Source organism: Roseobacter sp. EG26 (assembly GCF_049830555.1).
In the GTDB taxonomy this organism is placed as follows: domain Bacteria; phylum Pseudomonadota; class Alphaproteobacteria; order Rhodobacterales; family Rhodobacteraceae; genus Roseobacter.
Genome location: NZ_JBNBLH010000001.1, coordinates 369,197 through 384,315, shown reverse-complemented (window position 1 = coordinate 384,315; position 15,119 = coordinate 369,197). Strand labels below are relative to the sequence as shown.

Here is a 15,119-nt window from a genome sequence, read left to right as displayed (position 1 = left end):
TGCATGAGAGTCCAACGAAGGGCGCTTCACGCCTTTCTACCGCACTTTCAGGGTGGCCAGACCAATCATCGCAAGGATCAGCGAGATGATCCAGAAACGGATCACAATCGTCGATTCCGCCCAGCCTTTTTTCTCGTAGTGGTGATGGATCGGTGCCATCAGGAACACCCGTTTGCCAGTGCGCTTGAAATAAAGCACCTGAATGATCACGCTCATGGCCTCGACCACAAAGAGCCCGCCCACAATCGCCAGAACGATCTCGTGTTTGGTCGAGACAGCAATGGCACCGAGCGCACCGCCCAAGGCAAGGCTGCCAGTGTCACCCATGAAAACCGCAGCAGGTGGGGCGTTATACCACAAAAAGCCCAGCCCCCCGCCGAAGATACCAGCTGTGAAGATTAGGATTTCCCCGGTACCCGCCACGTAATGCACGTCCAGATATTCGGTGAAATCGACCCGGCCGACGGCGTAGGAAATCACCCCCAAAGTGCCTGCCGCGATCATCACCGGCATGATGGCCAATCCGTCCAGACCGTCTGTCAGGTTGACCGCATTCGCCGCCCCTACGATGACGATGATGGAAAACGGCACAAAGAAATACCCCAGATTGAGCAGCGTGTCTTTGAACACCGGCAGTGCGAGGCGGTTCTGCAGCGGGTCAGGGTGATATTGCGCCGCCCAATATGCGGCCACGGCTGCGATGGCGAACCCCAAAAGCAGGCGCACACGCCCCGGCACGCCGGCGCTGCTTTGCTTGGAAACCTTGGCATAGTCATCCATGAACCCGATGGCGGCAAAGGACATGGTAACGAACAAAACAATCCAGATGAATGGATTGTCGAGCCGCGCCCAGAGCAATGTGGAGGTCAACAATGCCCCGACGATCAGCAACCCCCCCATGGTCGGCGTGCCCGCTTTGACAAAATGCCCCTCGGGCCCATCGTCGCGAATGGGCTGTCCCTTGCCCTGCCGCTTGCGCAGCACAGCGATCAAGGGCCTGCCGAAGAGAAAGCCGAACACAAGCGCTGTCAGAAATGCGCCCCCAGCGCGGAAAGTGATATAGCGAAAGAGGTTGAAAAAATCGCCCCCGTCCGACAGCAGCGTAAGCCAATAAAGCATCCGTTATCCTTCTTCGACGTCGAGCGGGGCATGTCCCATTTTACGTATGGCGTCAACGATCAGCGCCAGTTTTGTGCTGAGCGACCCCTTGGCGAGCACGACATCACCGCTGTCGAGATGCCGCTTCAGGTGCGGTGCAGCCTCTTGCGCAGTCGCATACCAGTCACCCCGCTGCGCATCCGGCAGCGATTCATATAGCGACCGCATCAATGGCCCGATGCAATGGATCACGTCGAGTTTTTGAGTGGCAGGCAGATGCGCGAGCCCTGCATGCAATGCAACCTCATCCGTGCCCAATTCCTTCATGTCACCCAGATAGGCTATCCGGCGTCCCTTGGAGACACGTCCGATGTCATTTGTCACAGGTGCGGCTGCCAGAACCTCGATCGCTGCGGCCATGGACGTCGGATTGGCATTATAGCTGTCATCAATCAGATCGAGCGACAGACGTGTGTCCACCGCATCCAGATATATGCGCTCCCTCTGCCCCCGCCCCTTGTAGGGCTTCCAGCGGCCCAGGGCACCGACGGCCAGCGCCATATCGCCCTTCAATGCGGCTACCACGGCGAGCGCTCCGAGCGCATTCATCGCAAAATGCCGCCCCGGCGAGGCGATTTTGAACAGGAGCGGCGCGTCGCCCATCTGCGCCTGAACAACCGTGGTCTCATCACGCAAATCCGCGCGGATCAGTTTGAAATCATAGCCTTCCGTGCCAAAACTGATATCCCGCAACTTGCAGTCCAACGCCTTGGCCATGACGATGGCAGCCGTGTCCATATCCGCGTTGAGCACTGCCACGCCACCCGGCTCCACGCCCTCAAAAATCGACGCTTTTTCAACCGCGATCCCGGTGATGTCGTCAAATGCTTCCAGATGCGCCGCCGCGACAATTGTCACCAGCGCCACATGGGGCCGCGCCATTTTGGCCAGCGGTGCAATTTCACCGGGATGGTTCATGCCGATCTCGATGACCGCGAATTCAGTGTCTTCCGGCATCCGCGCCAAGGTCAGCGGCACGCCCCAATGGTTGTTGTAACTGGCCACGGAAGCATGGGTGCGCCCTTGGGCGGAAAGCATTTCAAGCAGCATTTCTTTGGTGGAGGTCTTGCCCACACTGCCGGTCACGGCTGCAACCTTGCCGGACATGCGCGCGCGCGCCGCTTGGCCCAGTGCTTCAAGGCCCGCCAGAACATCCTCGACAATCAGCAGGGGTGCATCTGCGGCCAGCCCCGTGGGCACGTGATCGACAAGGGCGGCTGCGGCACCCTTTTCCAATGCCTGAGCGACAAATTCATGACCGTCGCGCTGGTCTTTCAGGGCGACAAATAGATCGCCGGGTTGCAGGCTGCGGGTATCAATGGACACACCCGTTGCCGTCCAGTCGCCTTGAACGTGCCCTCCGGTTGCCTGGGCAGCAGCGCTGGCTATCCACAAACTCATGGCATCCTCCTGTCAAGAGCCGCCACCGCAACGCTGGCCTGTTCGGCATCATCAAACGGCAGAATATCACTGCCAACGGTCTGCCCGGTTTCATGCCCCTTTCCGGCAATCAACAACGCATCACCCGGCCCCAGCGCATCGACGCCGCGCAGGATCGCTTCCGCCCGGTCGCCCACTTCAAGTGCATCGGGTGCACCCAGCAATACCGCCGCGCGGATGGTTTCGGGGTCTTCGGTGCGCGGGTTATCATCCGTCACAATCACCATATCCGCGTTTTCATCCGCCGCCTGCCCCATCAACGGGCGCTTGGTGGCATCGCGGTCACCACCGGCACCGACAATGGCAATCAGACGACCCAGCACATGCGGTCTGAGTGCCTTGAGCGCAGTCGCAATCGCATCGGGCGTATGCGCGTAATCGACGAAAACTGTCGCGCCATTGTCGCGCTTGGCCACCAGTTGCATGCGTCCCCGCACCGTTGTGAGATCCTGAAAGGTGTCAAAGACGTGATTGGGTTTTTCGCCGCAGGCAATCACCAGTGCCGCCGCGAGCATCACGTTTTCAGCCTGAAAATCGCCAATCAGGTTCAGGCGGCGCACATAGGATTTGCCCAAATGCAGAAACCGGACTGTCTGCCCGGTGGCATCCACCTGAATATTGCCCAGATGAAAATCGCCGATCTGCCGCCCCACACTGACCACCGGACATCCACGCGCCGTGGCAATCGCGGCCATATCGACGCCGCGTTCTTCTTCGATATTGATGACGGCCTTGGCGTCTTCGGGCAGAACCCGCGCGAAAAGCCCCGCTTTTGCGTCGAAATAAGCCTCGAAACTGCCGTGGTAATCGAGGTGATCCTGCGTGAAATTCGTGAAACCGGCGGCCTTGAGTGTCACCCCGTCGAGCCTGCGCTGATCCAACCCGTGGCTGGAGGCTTCCATCGCCGCGTGTGTCACACCATGGTCCGCCGCCTGCGCCAAAGCCCGGTGCAGCGTTATGGGTTCCGGCGTGGTATGCATCAGCGGTGCGCTCCAGGCACCTTCAACCCCGGTTGTGCCCAGATTGATCGCGTTATGCCCCAGCAAGGTCCAGATCTGACGCACGAAGGTGCTGACGGAAGTTTTGCCATTGGTGCCCGTGACGGCGACCATGACAGGCGGCTGACGCCCGAACCAGAGCGAGGCCGCGCGCGCCAGGGCCTCGCGCGGCGCGGTGGTGACAATCAGGGCTGCATCGCTTTCAGCCAGCACGTCCGCCGCAATCCCGGCACCTTCCGCGTCCGTCAGGATCGCCGCAGCCCCCATCCGAAGCGCGTATTGAATGAACTCGGCCCCGTGCATTTTCACACCCGGCATGGCGGCGAACAGAAACCCTTCCGCCACATCCCGGCTGTCCACGGCAAGACCGGTGATGTCGGGGTTCCGGCCCCCGATCGCGGTGAGCCCCAAGGATGAAACTGTCTTTACCTGATCGCTCATTGCCCCCGCCTTTGTCGGCTTAGTTCTTGGTGAGCTTTATATCGGTCAATTCCTGAGGTTCAACGGTTGGTCGCAACCCCAGAAGGGGTGCCACACGCTTGATCATCTCTGCCGCCACGGGCACGGCGGTCCAGCCTGCCGTGCGGCGCGGCTTGTCGCCGATGGTATCCACCGGCTCATCAAGCGTGACAATCAGGACGTATCGCGGATCATGCGCGGGGAAGATCGAGGCAAACGTCGCGATCACCTTGTCGTCATAATACCCCCCCTGCGGGCGCGGTTTGTCCGCCGTGCCGGTCTTGCCGCCCACCGCATAACCCGCCACATCGCCAAAGCTGGCGGTGCCATCCGTCACCACGCGCCGCAACATCTTGCGCGCGGCTTTGGAGGAAGCTTCGGAGAACACGCGCTGCCCAAGCTGTGGGCCATCCTGTCTCAGGATTGTCGGCTGGACCTTCAGCCCGCCATTTGCGATCGCCGCATAACCTGCCGCCAGATGCATCGGCGAGGTCGACAGCCCATGCCCGTAGGAGATGGTCATGGTGCTCAACTCCGACCAGTTGCGCGGCAAAAGTGGCTTGCCCGTCGCCGCCTCGACGATTTCGAAACCGGTCGCCTCCAGCATGCCCAACTCTTTGAGGAAACCGCGCTGCCTTTCGGCACCGATCTGCATTGCCAGACGCGCCGTGCCGATATTTGACGATTTTTCTATGATCTTCGAGACGGTGAGCGTATCGCCGTAATTGCGGAAATCACGAATGCGGAATTTGCCCCAACGCAGCGGGCCTTTGGTGTCGATCACCGTTTGAGGGTTCACCAACCCCAAATCCATCGCCTGCGCGACCGTAAATATCTTGAAGGTCGAACCCAGTTCGTAGACGCCCTGAACTGAACGGTTGAAGAGCGGGCTGTCGGATTGATCCCCTTTGGTCGCCGGGCGCGGTCGATCATTGGGATCGAACGTCGGCAAGGAAACAACGCTGATCACCTCACCGGTGTAGACATCCATCAGGATCGATGTCGCCCCTTTGGCATTCATCAGTTTCATACCGCCGTAAAGCACACGCTCAGCAGCTGCCTGCACCGTCAGGTCAAGTGACAGCGCCAAAGGTCTGTTGCCATTGGCCGGATCGCGCAGATGATCGTCGAAATATTTCTCGACCCCCGCCACGCCGATGACTTCGGCAGCATGCACCCCTTCGCGACCGTAGCTCGCGCCGCCCAGCACATGCGCCGCCAGACGCCCGTTCGGATATAGCCGCATGTCGCGTGACCCAAAGAGCAGACCCGGATCGCCAATTTCATGTACAGCCTGCATCTGTTCCGGGCTGATCTTGCGTTTGATCCAGATGAATTTGCGCGCGCCTGTGAAATCTTCGAGCAGTTCCTTTTCTTCCAAATCGGGGAAAATCGCTGCGAGTTCGCGCGCCGAATGGGCCGGATCAATCATATGGGGCGGTTGCGCATAAAGCGAATGGGTTTCGAAGTTCGTGGCCAGAAGGCGGCCCTGCCTGTCCACGATATCGGCGCGTGAGGCGTGTATGCGACTGCCAGGCGCTTCGACCTGCGGCTCTACCGGTTCTGCCGTTGCCAGCATGCCCATACGCGTGCCAACCACGCTGAAGGCAACCACGAAAAACAGCCCCAGAACCAGCAAGCGGCCTTCGGCGCGCTGACGGGCCTGATCGCGCATCTGCTCATGGCGGATGCGAATATTTTCGCGTTCGATAGCGTCGGGGTTTTCCCCCTTTGCGCGGGCCTCCAGAATGCGGGCCAGCGGACGAAGCGGTGTGCGGATCATGGGCGGGCCTCACCGGTCAGGTTGATCACATCTACCGGATTTGTGATCGGCAGCAGAGGATCAGGCGGATACGCCACCTGATCGACATATCCAAATTGTTCCGGATGCAATTCCAGCAAACCGAGCCGATCGTAGTTGATTTCCGCCAGATCACGCAGCCGGTCAGGGCGGTTCAGATAAGCCCATTCAGCACGCAGCACCGCAAGGCGTTCATGCGCCTCGCGAATTTCCTGCCGCAGTTCTCTGGTCTCGGAAAGCGCTGCCTGCGTGGCGTAGTTTTCACGGTAGGCCCAAAATGCCAGGCTGATCACACTCAGCGTCGTGAGAATATATAATAACGTGCGCATCAAATAACCTCTTTCACCATCGGCATGCCGATGGCTTTCGCTTCTATATCTTTCGCCGGTGCGTCCGTGCGGATCGCCACGCGCAGCTTGGCAGACCGAGCGCGCGGATTGGCGGCAATTTCTTCTGCATCCGCCACAATCGCCTTGCGCGATTTCAGGGCAAATGCCGCCGGTTCCTGCTTGGCCTGCGGCGCGTACCGATTTGCGTTTCCGCCTGCACCGGCCCGTTGGGTCAGAAACCTTTTCACCATCCGGTCCTCAACAGAATGAAACGTGACAACGGCAAGATATCCACTTGGTTTCAGAGCGCGTTCCGCCGCCATAAGCCCTTGGAAAAGCTCACCATATTCGTCGTTCACAGCGATTCTCAACGCCTGAAAACTGCGCGTGGCCGGATGCGACTGACCGGGTTTGGCGCGTGGCAAACAGCCCTCAATGATACCCGCCAACCGCAAGGTGGTGATGATTTTTTCGGACGCCCGTTCCCGCAAAATCGCTTTGGCGATGCGACGGCTTGCGCGCTCTTCCCCGAATTGAAAAAGGATATTTGCGATCACCTCTTCGGAGGCTTCATTCACGATATCCGCCGCCGAAACGCCCTCCTGACTCATGCGCATGTCCAGCGGACCGTCGCGCATGAAGGAAAACCCGCGCTCTGCCAAATCGAGCTGCATGGAAGAAACGCCAAGATCAAGCACCACACCATCCAGATCGCTGGCATAGCTGTCCATTTGGGAAAACACCCCAGGCTGCTGGATCAGGCGCGCACCATAGTCGGCCGACCAATCCGCCGCCATTTCAAAAGCCAGAGGATCACGATCAACGGCAATGACAGTCTGAGCCCCCGCATCCAGCAGTCCCCGAGTGTAGCCGCCGGCGCCAAAGGTGCCGTCCAGCCATGTGCCACCTACTGGCGCAACAGCTTTCAGTATTGCAGACAACAGGACGGGAATGTGGGGGGCAGAAGCGTCGGAGGAGGCCGCAGCAGCCATGGTTTACGCCCCCTGTTTGCCGTCCAAAAACGCCATGGGATCAAAATCTTCCGGCAGATCATCGAGCCAGGCTTCGGTCTTGGAAGCCTCTTCCGCTTCATAGGTTTCCGGCCGCCATATCTGGAACGTATCGCCCGCAGCGATGAAAAACGCTTCCTTGTCGAGGTCGATCTTCTGGCGCAGTTTTGCAGGCAGAACGAGCCGACCGGTTTCATCCACCGACGTCGGAAAGGACTGTCCGTGAAACAGCCTCTGGAGCATCTTGCGCTCCATTGATCCCCGCGGCAGTGCGTCGATCTTGTCGTCCACCTCGTTGATGGCTTCCATGGTGTAGCATTCAAGGTAGTTGCGACGGTGGTCCCCATAGACGATAACCAGTTCCGGCGCATCACCAGAGGTCCAATTTGGGTCAGCAGCTTCGATCACACGCCGAAAAGAGGCCGGGATAGAGACCCGCCCCTTTGTGTCGACCTTATGATGGCTTTCGCCTCTGAACCTGCGGTTCACTGCCTTATCCCAATCCTTCGCGCCACATTAGGTTTGACGCTTATCCCCCTGCCGTGAAATGGAAACGGCGGGTTGATCTGCTGCCACTGATCAACCCGCCGCCCTCGTCCCGCACTTGCGGGGAAGTCCAGCTGCGCGCGCCACCTGGGGGGATGTCTGCTCGCTCGCGCGCCGGATCTCTTGGTCTGATGAAAGCGAGGTGCCTGTATGAAACCTGCTAGAGTTTTTTTGTCTTGCCTGGGGTCGTTTGGTGCCCCTGTCTCGTTCTCATCTGATGCCATAAGGTATAGCGTGGGAATTCATGGTACAGCAAGGGATTTTTGGTTACCAAACCTCTAACTCTCAATTCATGCGTTAAGAAATGCTATGTTTTCTGCAAGAAATCGCCGAATATCGAGAACAAATTGTATAAACTGCAGCCAAAGCTACTAAATATAGACAACATCTTAGAGGCATTGATTTCCCTCGATTTCCCAAATTATTTCCATATTCTTCGCAAGCCAGACATATGTTCTCACTACGTTCCAAAAGCCAAGCGGTTATTCAAACGCATTACTTGCCGAAAATTCGGAGTTTGATTCGTTTTGAACCTTTGTTTACGGCATCTCGCCGCACATAAAGCCGGTGCGTCCCATCATTTCCCATGACCGGTAGCTGAAAGAGAATCTTCATATGGGTGTGTCACCCACAGAGATTACGCGATACAGCAGTCGGCAAATCAAATCGGAAAGTTACGAATCTGTGAGTAAACCCATCGATATCCTCGGCCGATCCTTCAGGCTCATCTTCGCTGAACCCGGTCGGACGCTGAAAGTCATCGCGCCGGGCGTGGCCCTTGTTGCCGTCGCCACAGCCTTTTTGTTCGGCAGTCTTGCCAATATGTCAGACAATGATTTGACGCCCCCTGAACCGGTCAGCTGGCCCCTCGTTGTTGTGGCCATCATAGTGGGGCTTCTGGGCGCGATGGTCTTCGCAATTTTCTGGCACCGCCACGCTCTTTTGGAAGGTGACCAACGCGAAGACGTCATGCGACCGACCTCCGCGATCTATGGTGCGTATTTCAAATGCGCCTTGATTGTCGGTTTCGTGTTCTTCGTCGTGGCCTTGCTGGGATCAATCGCGACCGGCTTTGTCGTGGCAATCCTCGCCGCCGCAACCGGCCCCGTCGGCGCCGTGATCTCTATCATCCTGTTTCTCGTTCTGGCGATCGTCTTGTCCTGGGTTTTGCTGAGGATCAGCCTGATCCTTCCGGCTGCCGCGACAGGGCACATCATGACGTACTCAGAAAGTTGGGAAGCAACCCGAGCATCGTCGCGGGATATTTTCTGGACGGCCGTTCTGCTCGGCGTGATCAATGTGGTTCTGGAGCAACTGGCCCAGGGATTGATACTCGCCGTTCCCAACCTCGCGATCTTCTTCGCCGTCTTGCAGGGGTTACTTCAATCCCTGATCTACGTCAGCGTATTGAGCACGTTATACGGTCATTTGGTTCAAGGTCGCCCTTTGACGTGAAAACACTTGGGCGGCACTAGGCCATGCCGCCCTTGATCAACCCATCAGCAATACGGGCATAGGCCTCGGCCATGAGACCTTCACCTGCCGCAATGGGCGTACCGCCATCCCCGGCAAGGCGCGTTTCGAGATCAATCGGCAACGCCCCCAGAAGCGGCACACCCATTTTCGCGGCCTCGGCAGCGACCCCACCCTGACCAAATATCTGATGCTCTGAGCCGCAATCGGGGCAGACAAACATCGACATGTTTTCGATCAGTCCCAAGACGGGCGTCTTGAGCGTCGCAAACATATCAAGCGCCTTGCGCGCATCAATCAGAGCCACATCCTGAGGGGTCGAGACGACAATGGCGCCGGTGAGTTCTGATTTGGTGCACAAGGTCAGTTGCACATCACCCGTACCGGGGGGCAGGTCGACGATTAGCACGTCAAGCTCGCCCCATTCCACCTGCCCTAGCATCTGCTGCAACGCGCCCATTAGCATCGGCCCGCGCCAGACGACGGCCTTACCTTCCTCCAGCATGAACCCGATCGACATCAGCGTCACACCATGTGCGTGCAGCGGGATAATCGTTTTGCCATCCGGCGAGGCCGGACGTTTGTTGACCCCCATCATGCGCGGTTGCGACGGGCCATAGATATCCGCATCCAGCAACCCTACTTTTCGGCCCGCCTTTGCCAAGGCGACGGCAAGGTTGGAGGAGACAGTGGATTTGCCCACACCGCCCTTACCTGACCCGATGGCCAGAATGCGCTTCACACCACTGGGCTTGCTGGGCCCGTCCTGCGGTTTAGGATGACCGCCGATTTTCAGACTGGGCGGGGCTGGTTTTTCGGCGGGGCCGTGCGCCGTCAACGCAACCGACGCCTGCCCAACACCTGGCAGTTCCGATACCAACTTCTCTGCGGCATCCCGTATCGGGCCCATTTGGCGCGCCACTTCAGGTGTCGGAGCCTCTATCACAAAGCGCACCTTATCGCCGTCAACGGTCAGCGCGCGAATCAAATCATGCGCCAGCAGGCTTTTACCGTCCGGCAACGAGATCCGTTCCAGCACGGCTTCAATTTCGGCCTTTGTCACAGACATGCTCAATTTCTCCTCATGCGCGCCGATTTTTCCGGCATCCGCTTCCGCTAACACTAGTTAGTGCGTCCAACTGCCTAACCCTATAGCGACACGCATAAATTTACGCTAGGTCGCCCATGCAATTGCTGCATAGCAGCATTGACGAGCTATCTATTGTGCAGATGCAGCATTAGCCTACATAACCATCACGACACGGTAACGAACGAAAGTACGAGGCACCAAGATGGCCTATTACACACAGACAAACACAGCATCCGCCAGCCTGTTCGAACGGGCTCTGGCTTTCACCGCATCGCTGCTGAACGCGGCGGCCCAACGCTACGCAACCCATCGCGTCTATCGCCAGACCTATGACGAGCTGGCCGGCTTGAGCGAGCGCGAACTGAATGATCTGGGCCTCAGCCGCTCGATGATCAAAGGTTTGGCCTGGGAAACTGCGCAATCCTATACGGGCAAATAAGCCCGTCAAAGATCACACGCCCACCTCCTCCCTAGGGCGTGTGTGACCCCGCGGCGGCATCTTCTCCTCCCCTGATGTCGTCGCAAGAATTCCAGCCCGCCGAAAATTACGGGCACCTGACCAAAACTGGCCAGGGAAACGAAATCAGACGCGCCTTTCCTCCTCCCTGGGGCGTCTGTGGTAAGGCGGTGGCATCTATCCTCCTCCCGGATGTCACCGTCCCTTTTCTTTCGAGCCACAGGCTCAATGTCATACGTCCAAGGGTCGCCTCCTCCCTGACCCGGCAGACGAACGCGAAAGGCGGCTTCCTCCTCCCGGAAGCCGCCTTTTCCTTTCTTCGTGATCCAGAAACAGTTTTTAAAATCGGATGGCGGATCAAAATTCTCTGCTTCAATTCGATGCATTTTGATCAATTCTATGGCCCATCAACCCTGCGCTGGCGCATTCTGGGCTAAAAGCGGCTCAAATTGTCAGGGTCCATATGACCTTGGGTCAGATCATGTTATAAAATCATCAGACGGCGGGGGCTCGAAACAAACCGATTGTGGAACCCGCTTTCCCACATCAATCGAAAAAGACGAGCGTGTGGCATGCCAGTATTCATCAGATTAACAAACGCAAACATTACTGATCCATCTTTCTGGGCAGGTCTTGATATAGGGCCCAACAGCACGATTGATGCCCGTGGCATCAATGATCGCTTCCAAATCACTCTGAACGCCAATTCAATTACGTTCACAGATACCGAAAATGGCGTGGTCACGACATATCTGGACACCGACATCGCAGGTGGTTCATTCAGCGAATTTGTTGAATTCAGAGGCAATGATGCGAACAACAATGTCAGCGGCTCCGTCGGCCTGAACGCACGTGGCTACAGAGGTGGCTCTGGCGATGACACGTTCATTGATGATGGCTCGTTGGGCGGCACGATCCGCGGGGGACGTGGCGATGATGTCCTGATCGGGGGCACAGGTAATAACAACATCAGGGGCGGCGCAGGCGATGACATTCTGCGCGGTGGGTCAGGAAACAACAATCTCAGAGGGGGTTCAGACGATGACGTTCTCTTTGCAGAAGACGGCAGTGGCAATCTGGAAGGGGAAGGCGGCGACGACACCATTTTTGCCGGACTGAACACGACATTCGTGCGTGGCGGGTCCGGCGACAATTCGTTGACGGTTCCCGCCGGCTCCACCGTCACACCGTTTTTCCCCGGATCAGACGGCGGTGAAGTGCTTCTGCCAAATGGCAATCAGTTTACCTATCTCGACATATCGAACGTTACAGTCGCCTGTTTCGCGGCAGGCACAATAATTGATGTGCCTGGCGGAGCCACGGCCATTGAAAAACTCGCGGTGGGTGATCTGGTTGAAACACTGGATCATGGCCCCCGCGCCATCCGTTGGATCGGGAAGAGAACCGTGCCGGGGTTGGGCGGCTGCACGCCCATTACCTTCATGCCCGGTAGTATTGGCAACCGGCAAAAGATCAGACTGTCGCCGCAGCACCGTGTGCTATTGTCAGGCTGGCGGTGCGAGCTGATGCTTCAGACACCAGAAGTTCTGTGCAGCGCAAAGCACCTCTGTGACGGAGATCAGATTTTTGCCGCACCCTGCCACATGGTCACGTATTTTCATTTGATGTTCGACAAGCACGAGATCGTCTTCTCTCAAGGCGCGCGACTAGAGAGCTTTTTTGTCGGCGAATACATCTCGCGTGAGGATCGGGCGACGTTCAACGAATTGGTCGCAATTTTCCCTGAGCTTGGCACGGGCAGCGGTCGCGGGCATCGCCCAGCACGTCCCATCGTCAAGAGCTTCGAAGCGACCGCCCTTTTAGGGAATGAAACTTACTAAAAAGGTATATCGTCACACCCGGTCACGAACTTCGCGACCACCTTTTTCACGCCGGCCTTCTCAAAAGCAATCTCCAGCTTGTCACCCTCGATACCCTGGATGGCCCCGTAGCCGAATTTCTGGTGAAAGACCCGCTCCCCCATAACAAAGCTCGACACGGCGGACATGTCGATAACCGTATTTTTATGCTCACGCGGCTGACTGACCGGGCGGTCCTGGCTGCGGGCCTGCAAGCGCCGCCAGCCGGGGGAGTTGTAGACATTCGCCTCGGCTGCCGCCTCGTGCAGGTTTGAACTTGACGCAGCCGCCCCATAGCTGCCACCGTAAAGGCCGGGCGGGGTCAGAACTTCGACGTGCTCTTCGGGCAGCTCATCAATAAACCGGGATGGCATGGCGCTTTGCCACTGGCCATGTATCTGGCGGTTGCCCACAAACGAGATCGTACAAACCTGCTCGGCGCGGGTGATCCCCACATAAGCCAACCGGCGCTCCTCTTCGAGCCCCTTCATGCCGCTTTCATCCATAGAGCGCTGCGACGGAAACAAGCCATCCTCCCACCCCGGCAGGAAAACAATCGGAAATTCCAGACCCTTGGCGCCGTGCAGCGTCATGATGCTGACTTTCTGTTCCTCGGCCGCGCTTTCATTGTCCATGTTCAAGCTGACTTCTTCGAGGAATCCCTGAAGGTTGGTGTAATCTTCAAGGCCACCAACCAGTTCTTTCAGGTTTTCGAGCCGTCCTGGGGCTTCGGGCGTCTTCTCATTCTGCCAGAAAGCGGTATAGCCACTTTCATCAAGAATGCTTTCGGCGACCTCGATATGGCTGATGGTGTCGTCCTTGAGCATACGGTGCCAGCGCGCAATATCGGTGACAAATTGCTTGAGCTCCGCGCCGCCTTTTCCTTTGATCAATCCGCCATCAACCGCCAGCCGCGCCCCTTCAATCAAACTGACACCGTTCGCACGGGCAGCTAACTGAATCGTCTGTTGCGCTTTCGGGCCAAGTCCCCGCTTGGGCACATTAACGACCCGCTCAAAGGCCAGATCGTCTTCGGCGCTGACAACCAGACGGAAATAAGCGATCGCATCGCGACACTCCAGCCGCTCGAAGAAACGCGGCCCCCCGATCACCCGATAGGGCAAGCCAATCTTGAGAAACCGGTTTTCAAGAACCCGCATCTGATGCGACGCGCGCACCAGAACGGCCATCTGATCCAGGCCAAAGGCAGGCATTCCACGGGTCCCACGTTGCGCGCCCTCGATCTCTTCGCCGATCCAGCGGGCTTCCTCTTCGCCGTCCCAATGGCCGATCAGGCGCACCTTCTCGCCATCCTCGACCTCCGTAAAGAGTGTCTTTCCCAACCGGTTTTCATTGCCTGCTATCACGCCGGAGGCCGCGGCCAGAATGTGCGGCGTAGAGCGATAGTTCTGTTCCAGCCGAACCACATGCGCGCCTGGGAAATCCTTTTCAAATCGCAGGATATTGCCCACCTCTGCCCCGCGCCAGCCATAGATCGACTGATCATCGTCACCCACACAGCAGATGTTCTTGTGCCCCCCGGCCAACAGGCGCAGCCACAGGTATTGCGCCACGTTGGTGTCCTGATACTCGTCCACAAGGATATAGGCAAACCAGCGCTGGTACTGCGCCAGAACATCCGGATGGGCCTGAAAGATCGTGACCATATGCAAGAGCAGATCGCCGAAATCTGTTGCGTTGAGTTCTTTCAGGCGCTGCTGGTATTGCGCGTAAAGCTCAGTGCCACGGTGATTATAGGCCCCGCCGTCGCTGGCGGGCACTTTATCGGGTGTAAGAGCGCGGTTTTTCCAACCATCTATGATGCCCGCAAGCTGCCGGGCGGGCCAGCGCTTGTCGTCGATCCCGTCCGCCGCAACAAGCTGCTTGAGCAGCCGCAACTGATCATCCGTGTCCAGAATGGTGAAATTGGATTTCAACCCGACAAGTTCCGCATGGCGGCGCAAGAGCTTCACACAGATCGCATGAAACGTGCCCAGCCACGGCATCCCTTCGATCTGATGACCCAGCATCTGACCAACCCGGTTTTTCATCTCCCGCGCGGCTTTGTTGGTAAAAGTCACCGCAAGGATTTCATTCGGACGGGCGCGACCGGTATTCAGCAGGTGCACGATCCTTGCGGTCAATGCACGTGTCTTGCCGGTGCCTGCGCCTGCCAGCATCAGCACGGGGCCATCCAGTTGTTCCACCGCCGCCCGCTGCGCCGGGTTCAACCCGTCCAGATAGGGTTGGGGCCGCGCCGCCATCGCGCGCGCGCTCAGCGATGCTCCCTCGAAAGCGTCCATTTCATCAAAGCTGCTCATTTTCGAGAGCATAGCTCTGGCAAGCGCGAAAGAAAAGATATGTTCGGCTTCTGTTCTATCATGAAACGCCGGTGACATTTGATCAGTGGCGCCTTTGCAGTCTCAACGATCGCGGTTGTCGATCCTGAGCGACATTGGACCTTCTGCGCAACCGGCTTGCACCACACAGACCACGCTT

Annotated in this window: 13 protein-coding genes; 4 read left to right on the top strand and 9 right to left on the bottom strand. The window is 57.9% G+C overall.

Translation table 11 applies throughout. The features are described from left to right. Positions 1–36: 36 nt before the first annotated feature. From mraY to mraZ, 7 genes are read right to left on the bottom strand one after another with little or no spacing between them, the layout of a single operon-like run. A complete protein-coding gene (gene mraY, locus ACOTTU_RS01895; protein WP_298913054.1) occupies positions 37–1,119 on the bottom strand; it encodes a phospho-N-acetylmuramoyl-pentapeptide-transferase in 1,083 nt (360 codons plus the stop codon). 3 nt (positions 1,120–1,122) lie between these two features. Continuing rightward, on the bottom strand, positions 1,123–2,559 hold the full coding sequence (locus ACOTTU_RS01890) for a UDP-N-acetylmuramoyl-tripeptide--D-alanyl-D-alanine ligase (protein ID WP_425655855.1): 1,437 nt from the start codon (positions 2,557–2,559) through the stop codon (positions 1,123–1,125). Beyond that, on the bottom strand, positions 2,556–4,037 hold the full coding sequence (locus ACOTTU_RS01885; protein WP_425655854.1) for a UDP-N-acetylmuramoyl-L-alanyl-D-glutamate--2,6-diaminopimelate ligase: 1,482 nt from the start codon (positions 4,035–4,037) through the stop codon (positions 2,556–2,558). Before ACOTTU_RS01885 ends, ACOTTU_RS01890 begins: the two co-directional genes overlap by 4 nt. A 19-nt stretch (positions 4,038–4,056) precedes the next feature. Further along, a complete protein-coding gene (locus ACOTTU_RS01880) occupies positions 4,057–5,838 on the bottom strand; it encodes a peptidoglycan D,D-transpeptidase FtsI family protein (protein ID WP_425655853.1) in 1,782 nt (593 codons plus the stop codon). Next, positions 5,835–6,185, bottom strand: a complete 351-nt coding sequence (ftsL, locus tag ACOTTU_RS01875) for a cell division protein FtsL (protein WP_425655852.1) — start codon at positions 6,183–6,185, stop codon at positions 5,835–5,837. Before ftsL ends, ACOTTU_RS01880 begins: the two co-directional genes overlap by 4 nt. Beyond that, a complete protein-coding gene (gene rsmH / locus ACOTTU_RS01870) occupies positions 6,185–7,177 on the bottom strand; it encodes a 16S rRNA (cytosine(1402)-N(4))-methyltransferase RsmH (RefSeq protein ID WP_425655851.1) in 993 nt (330 codons plus the stop codon). Before rsmH ends, ftsL begins: the two co-directional genes overlap by 1 nt. 3 nt (positions 7,178–7,180) lie before the next feature. After that, positions 7,181–7,684 carry a division/cell wall cluster transcriptional repressor MraZ gene (gene mraZ / locus ACOTTU_RS01865; protein ID WP_298913070.1) on the bottom strand — a complete coding sequence of 168 codons (504 nt, stop codon included), beginning with the start codon at positions 7,682–7,684 and terminating at the stop codon, positions 7,181–7,183. A gap of 741 nt (positions 7,685–8,425) precedes the next feature. Here mraZ and ACOTTU_RS01860 point away from each other — a divergent pair. Beyond that, positions 8,426–9,196, top strand: a complete 771-nt coding sequence (locus tag ACOTTU_RS01860; RefSeq protein ID WP_298913073.1) for a hypothetical protein — start codon at positions 8,426–8,428, stop codon at positions 9,194–9,196. Positions 9,197–9,212: 16 nt separating this feature from the next. Here the strand turns inward: ACOTTU_RS01860 and ACOTTU_RS01855 are convergent, their stop codons facing one another. Next, positions 9,213–10,283, bottom strand: coding sequence for an Mrp/NBP35 family ATP-binding protein (locus tag ACOTTU_RS01855; protein WP_425655850.1), 1,071 nt, complete (start codon positions 10,281–10,283; stop codon positions 9,213–9,215). A gap of 223 nt (positions 10,284–10,506) precedes the next feature. Between ACOTTU_RS01855 and ACOTTU_RS01850 the strand changes: the two genes are divergently transcribed. The 3 genes from ACOTTU_RS01850 (at position 10,507) to ACOTTU_RS01840 (ending at position 12,602) form a co-directional block, all read left to right on the top strand. Next, entirely contained in the window at positions 10,507–10,743 is a 237-nt protein-coding gene (locus tag ACOTTU_RS01850; RefSeq protein ID WP_298913080.1) for a DUF1127 domain-containing protein, read from the top strand. 74 nt (positions 10,744–10,817) lie between these two features. After that, on the top strand, positions 10,818–11,198 hold the full coding sequence (locus ACOTTU_RS01845; protein WP_425655849.1) for a hypothetical protein: 381 nt from the start codon (positions 10,818–10,820) through the stop codon (positions 11,196–11,198). Positions 11,199–11,333: 135 nt separating this feature from the next. Then, on the top strand, positions 11,334–12,602 hold the full coding sequence (locus ACOTTU_RS01840) for a Hint domain-containing protein (RefSeq protein WP_425655848.1): 1,269 nt from the start codon (positions 11,334–11,336) through the stop codon (positions 12,600–12,602). On the opposite strand, the gene ACOTTU_RS01835 is transcribed toward ACOTTU_RS01840, so the two are convergent. Next, positions 12,599–14,941: an ATP-dependent helicase gene (locus tag ACOTTU_RS01835; protein ID WP_425655847.1), complete on the bottom strand. Its 2,343-nt coding sequence runs from the start codon at positions 14,939–14,941 to the stop codon at positions 12,599–12,601. The genes ACOTTU_RS01840 and ACOTTU_RS01835 overlap by 4 nt on opposite strands. Positions 14,942–15,119 lie beyond the last annotated feature (178 nt).

Coding starts and splice junctions, on each gene's coding strand:
- ACOTTU_RS01840 (WP_425655848.1), top strand. CDS start 11,334: ATGCCAGTATTCATCAGATTAACAAACGCAAACATTACTGATCCATCT.
- mraY (WP_298913054.1), bottom strand. CDS start 1,119: ATGCTTTATTGGCTTACGCTGCTGTCGGACGGGGGCGATTTTTTCAAC.
- ACOTTU_RS01880 (WP_425655853.1), bottom strand. CDS start 5,838: ATGATCCGCACACCGCTTCGTCCGCTGGCCCGCATTCTGGAGGCCCGC.
- rsmH (WP_425655851.1), bottom strand. CDS start 7,177: ATGGCTGCTGCGGCCTCCTCCGACGCTTCTGCCCCCCACATTCCCGTC.
- ACOTTU_RS01855 (WP_425655850.1), bottom strand. CDS start 10,283: ATGTCTGTGACAAAGGCCGAAATTGAAGCCGTGCTGGAACGGATCTCG.
- ACOTTU_RS01885 (WP_425655854.1), bottom strand. CDS start 4,037: ATGAGCGATCAGGTAAAGACAGTTTCATCCTTGGGGCTCACCGCGATC.
- ACOTTU_RS01845 (WP_425655849.1), top strand. CDS start 10,818: ATGTCGTCGCAAGAATTCCAGCCCGCCGAAAATTACGGGCACCTGACC.
- ACOTTU_RS01850 (WP_298913080.1), top strand. CDS start 10,507: ATGGCCTATTACACACAGACAAACACAGCATCCGCCAGCCTGTTCGAA.
- ftsL (WP_425655852.1), bottom strand. CDS start 6,185: ATGCGCACGTTATTATATATTCTCACGACGCTGAGTGTGATCAGCCTG.
- ACOTTU_RS01835 (WP_425655847.1), bottom strand. CDS start 14,941: ATGAGCAGCTTTGATGAAATGGACGCTTTCGAGGGAGCATCGCTGAGC.
- ACOTTU_RS01890 (WP_425655855.1), bottom strand. CDS start 2,559: ATGAGTTTGTGGATAGCCAGCGCTGCTGCCCAGGCAACCGGAGGGCAC.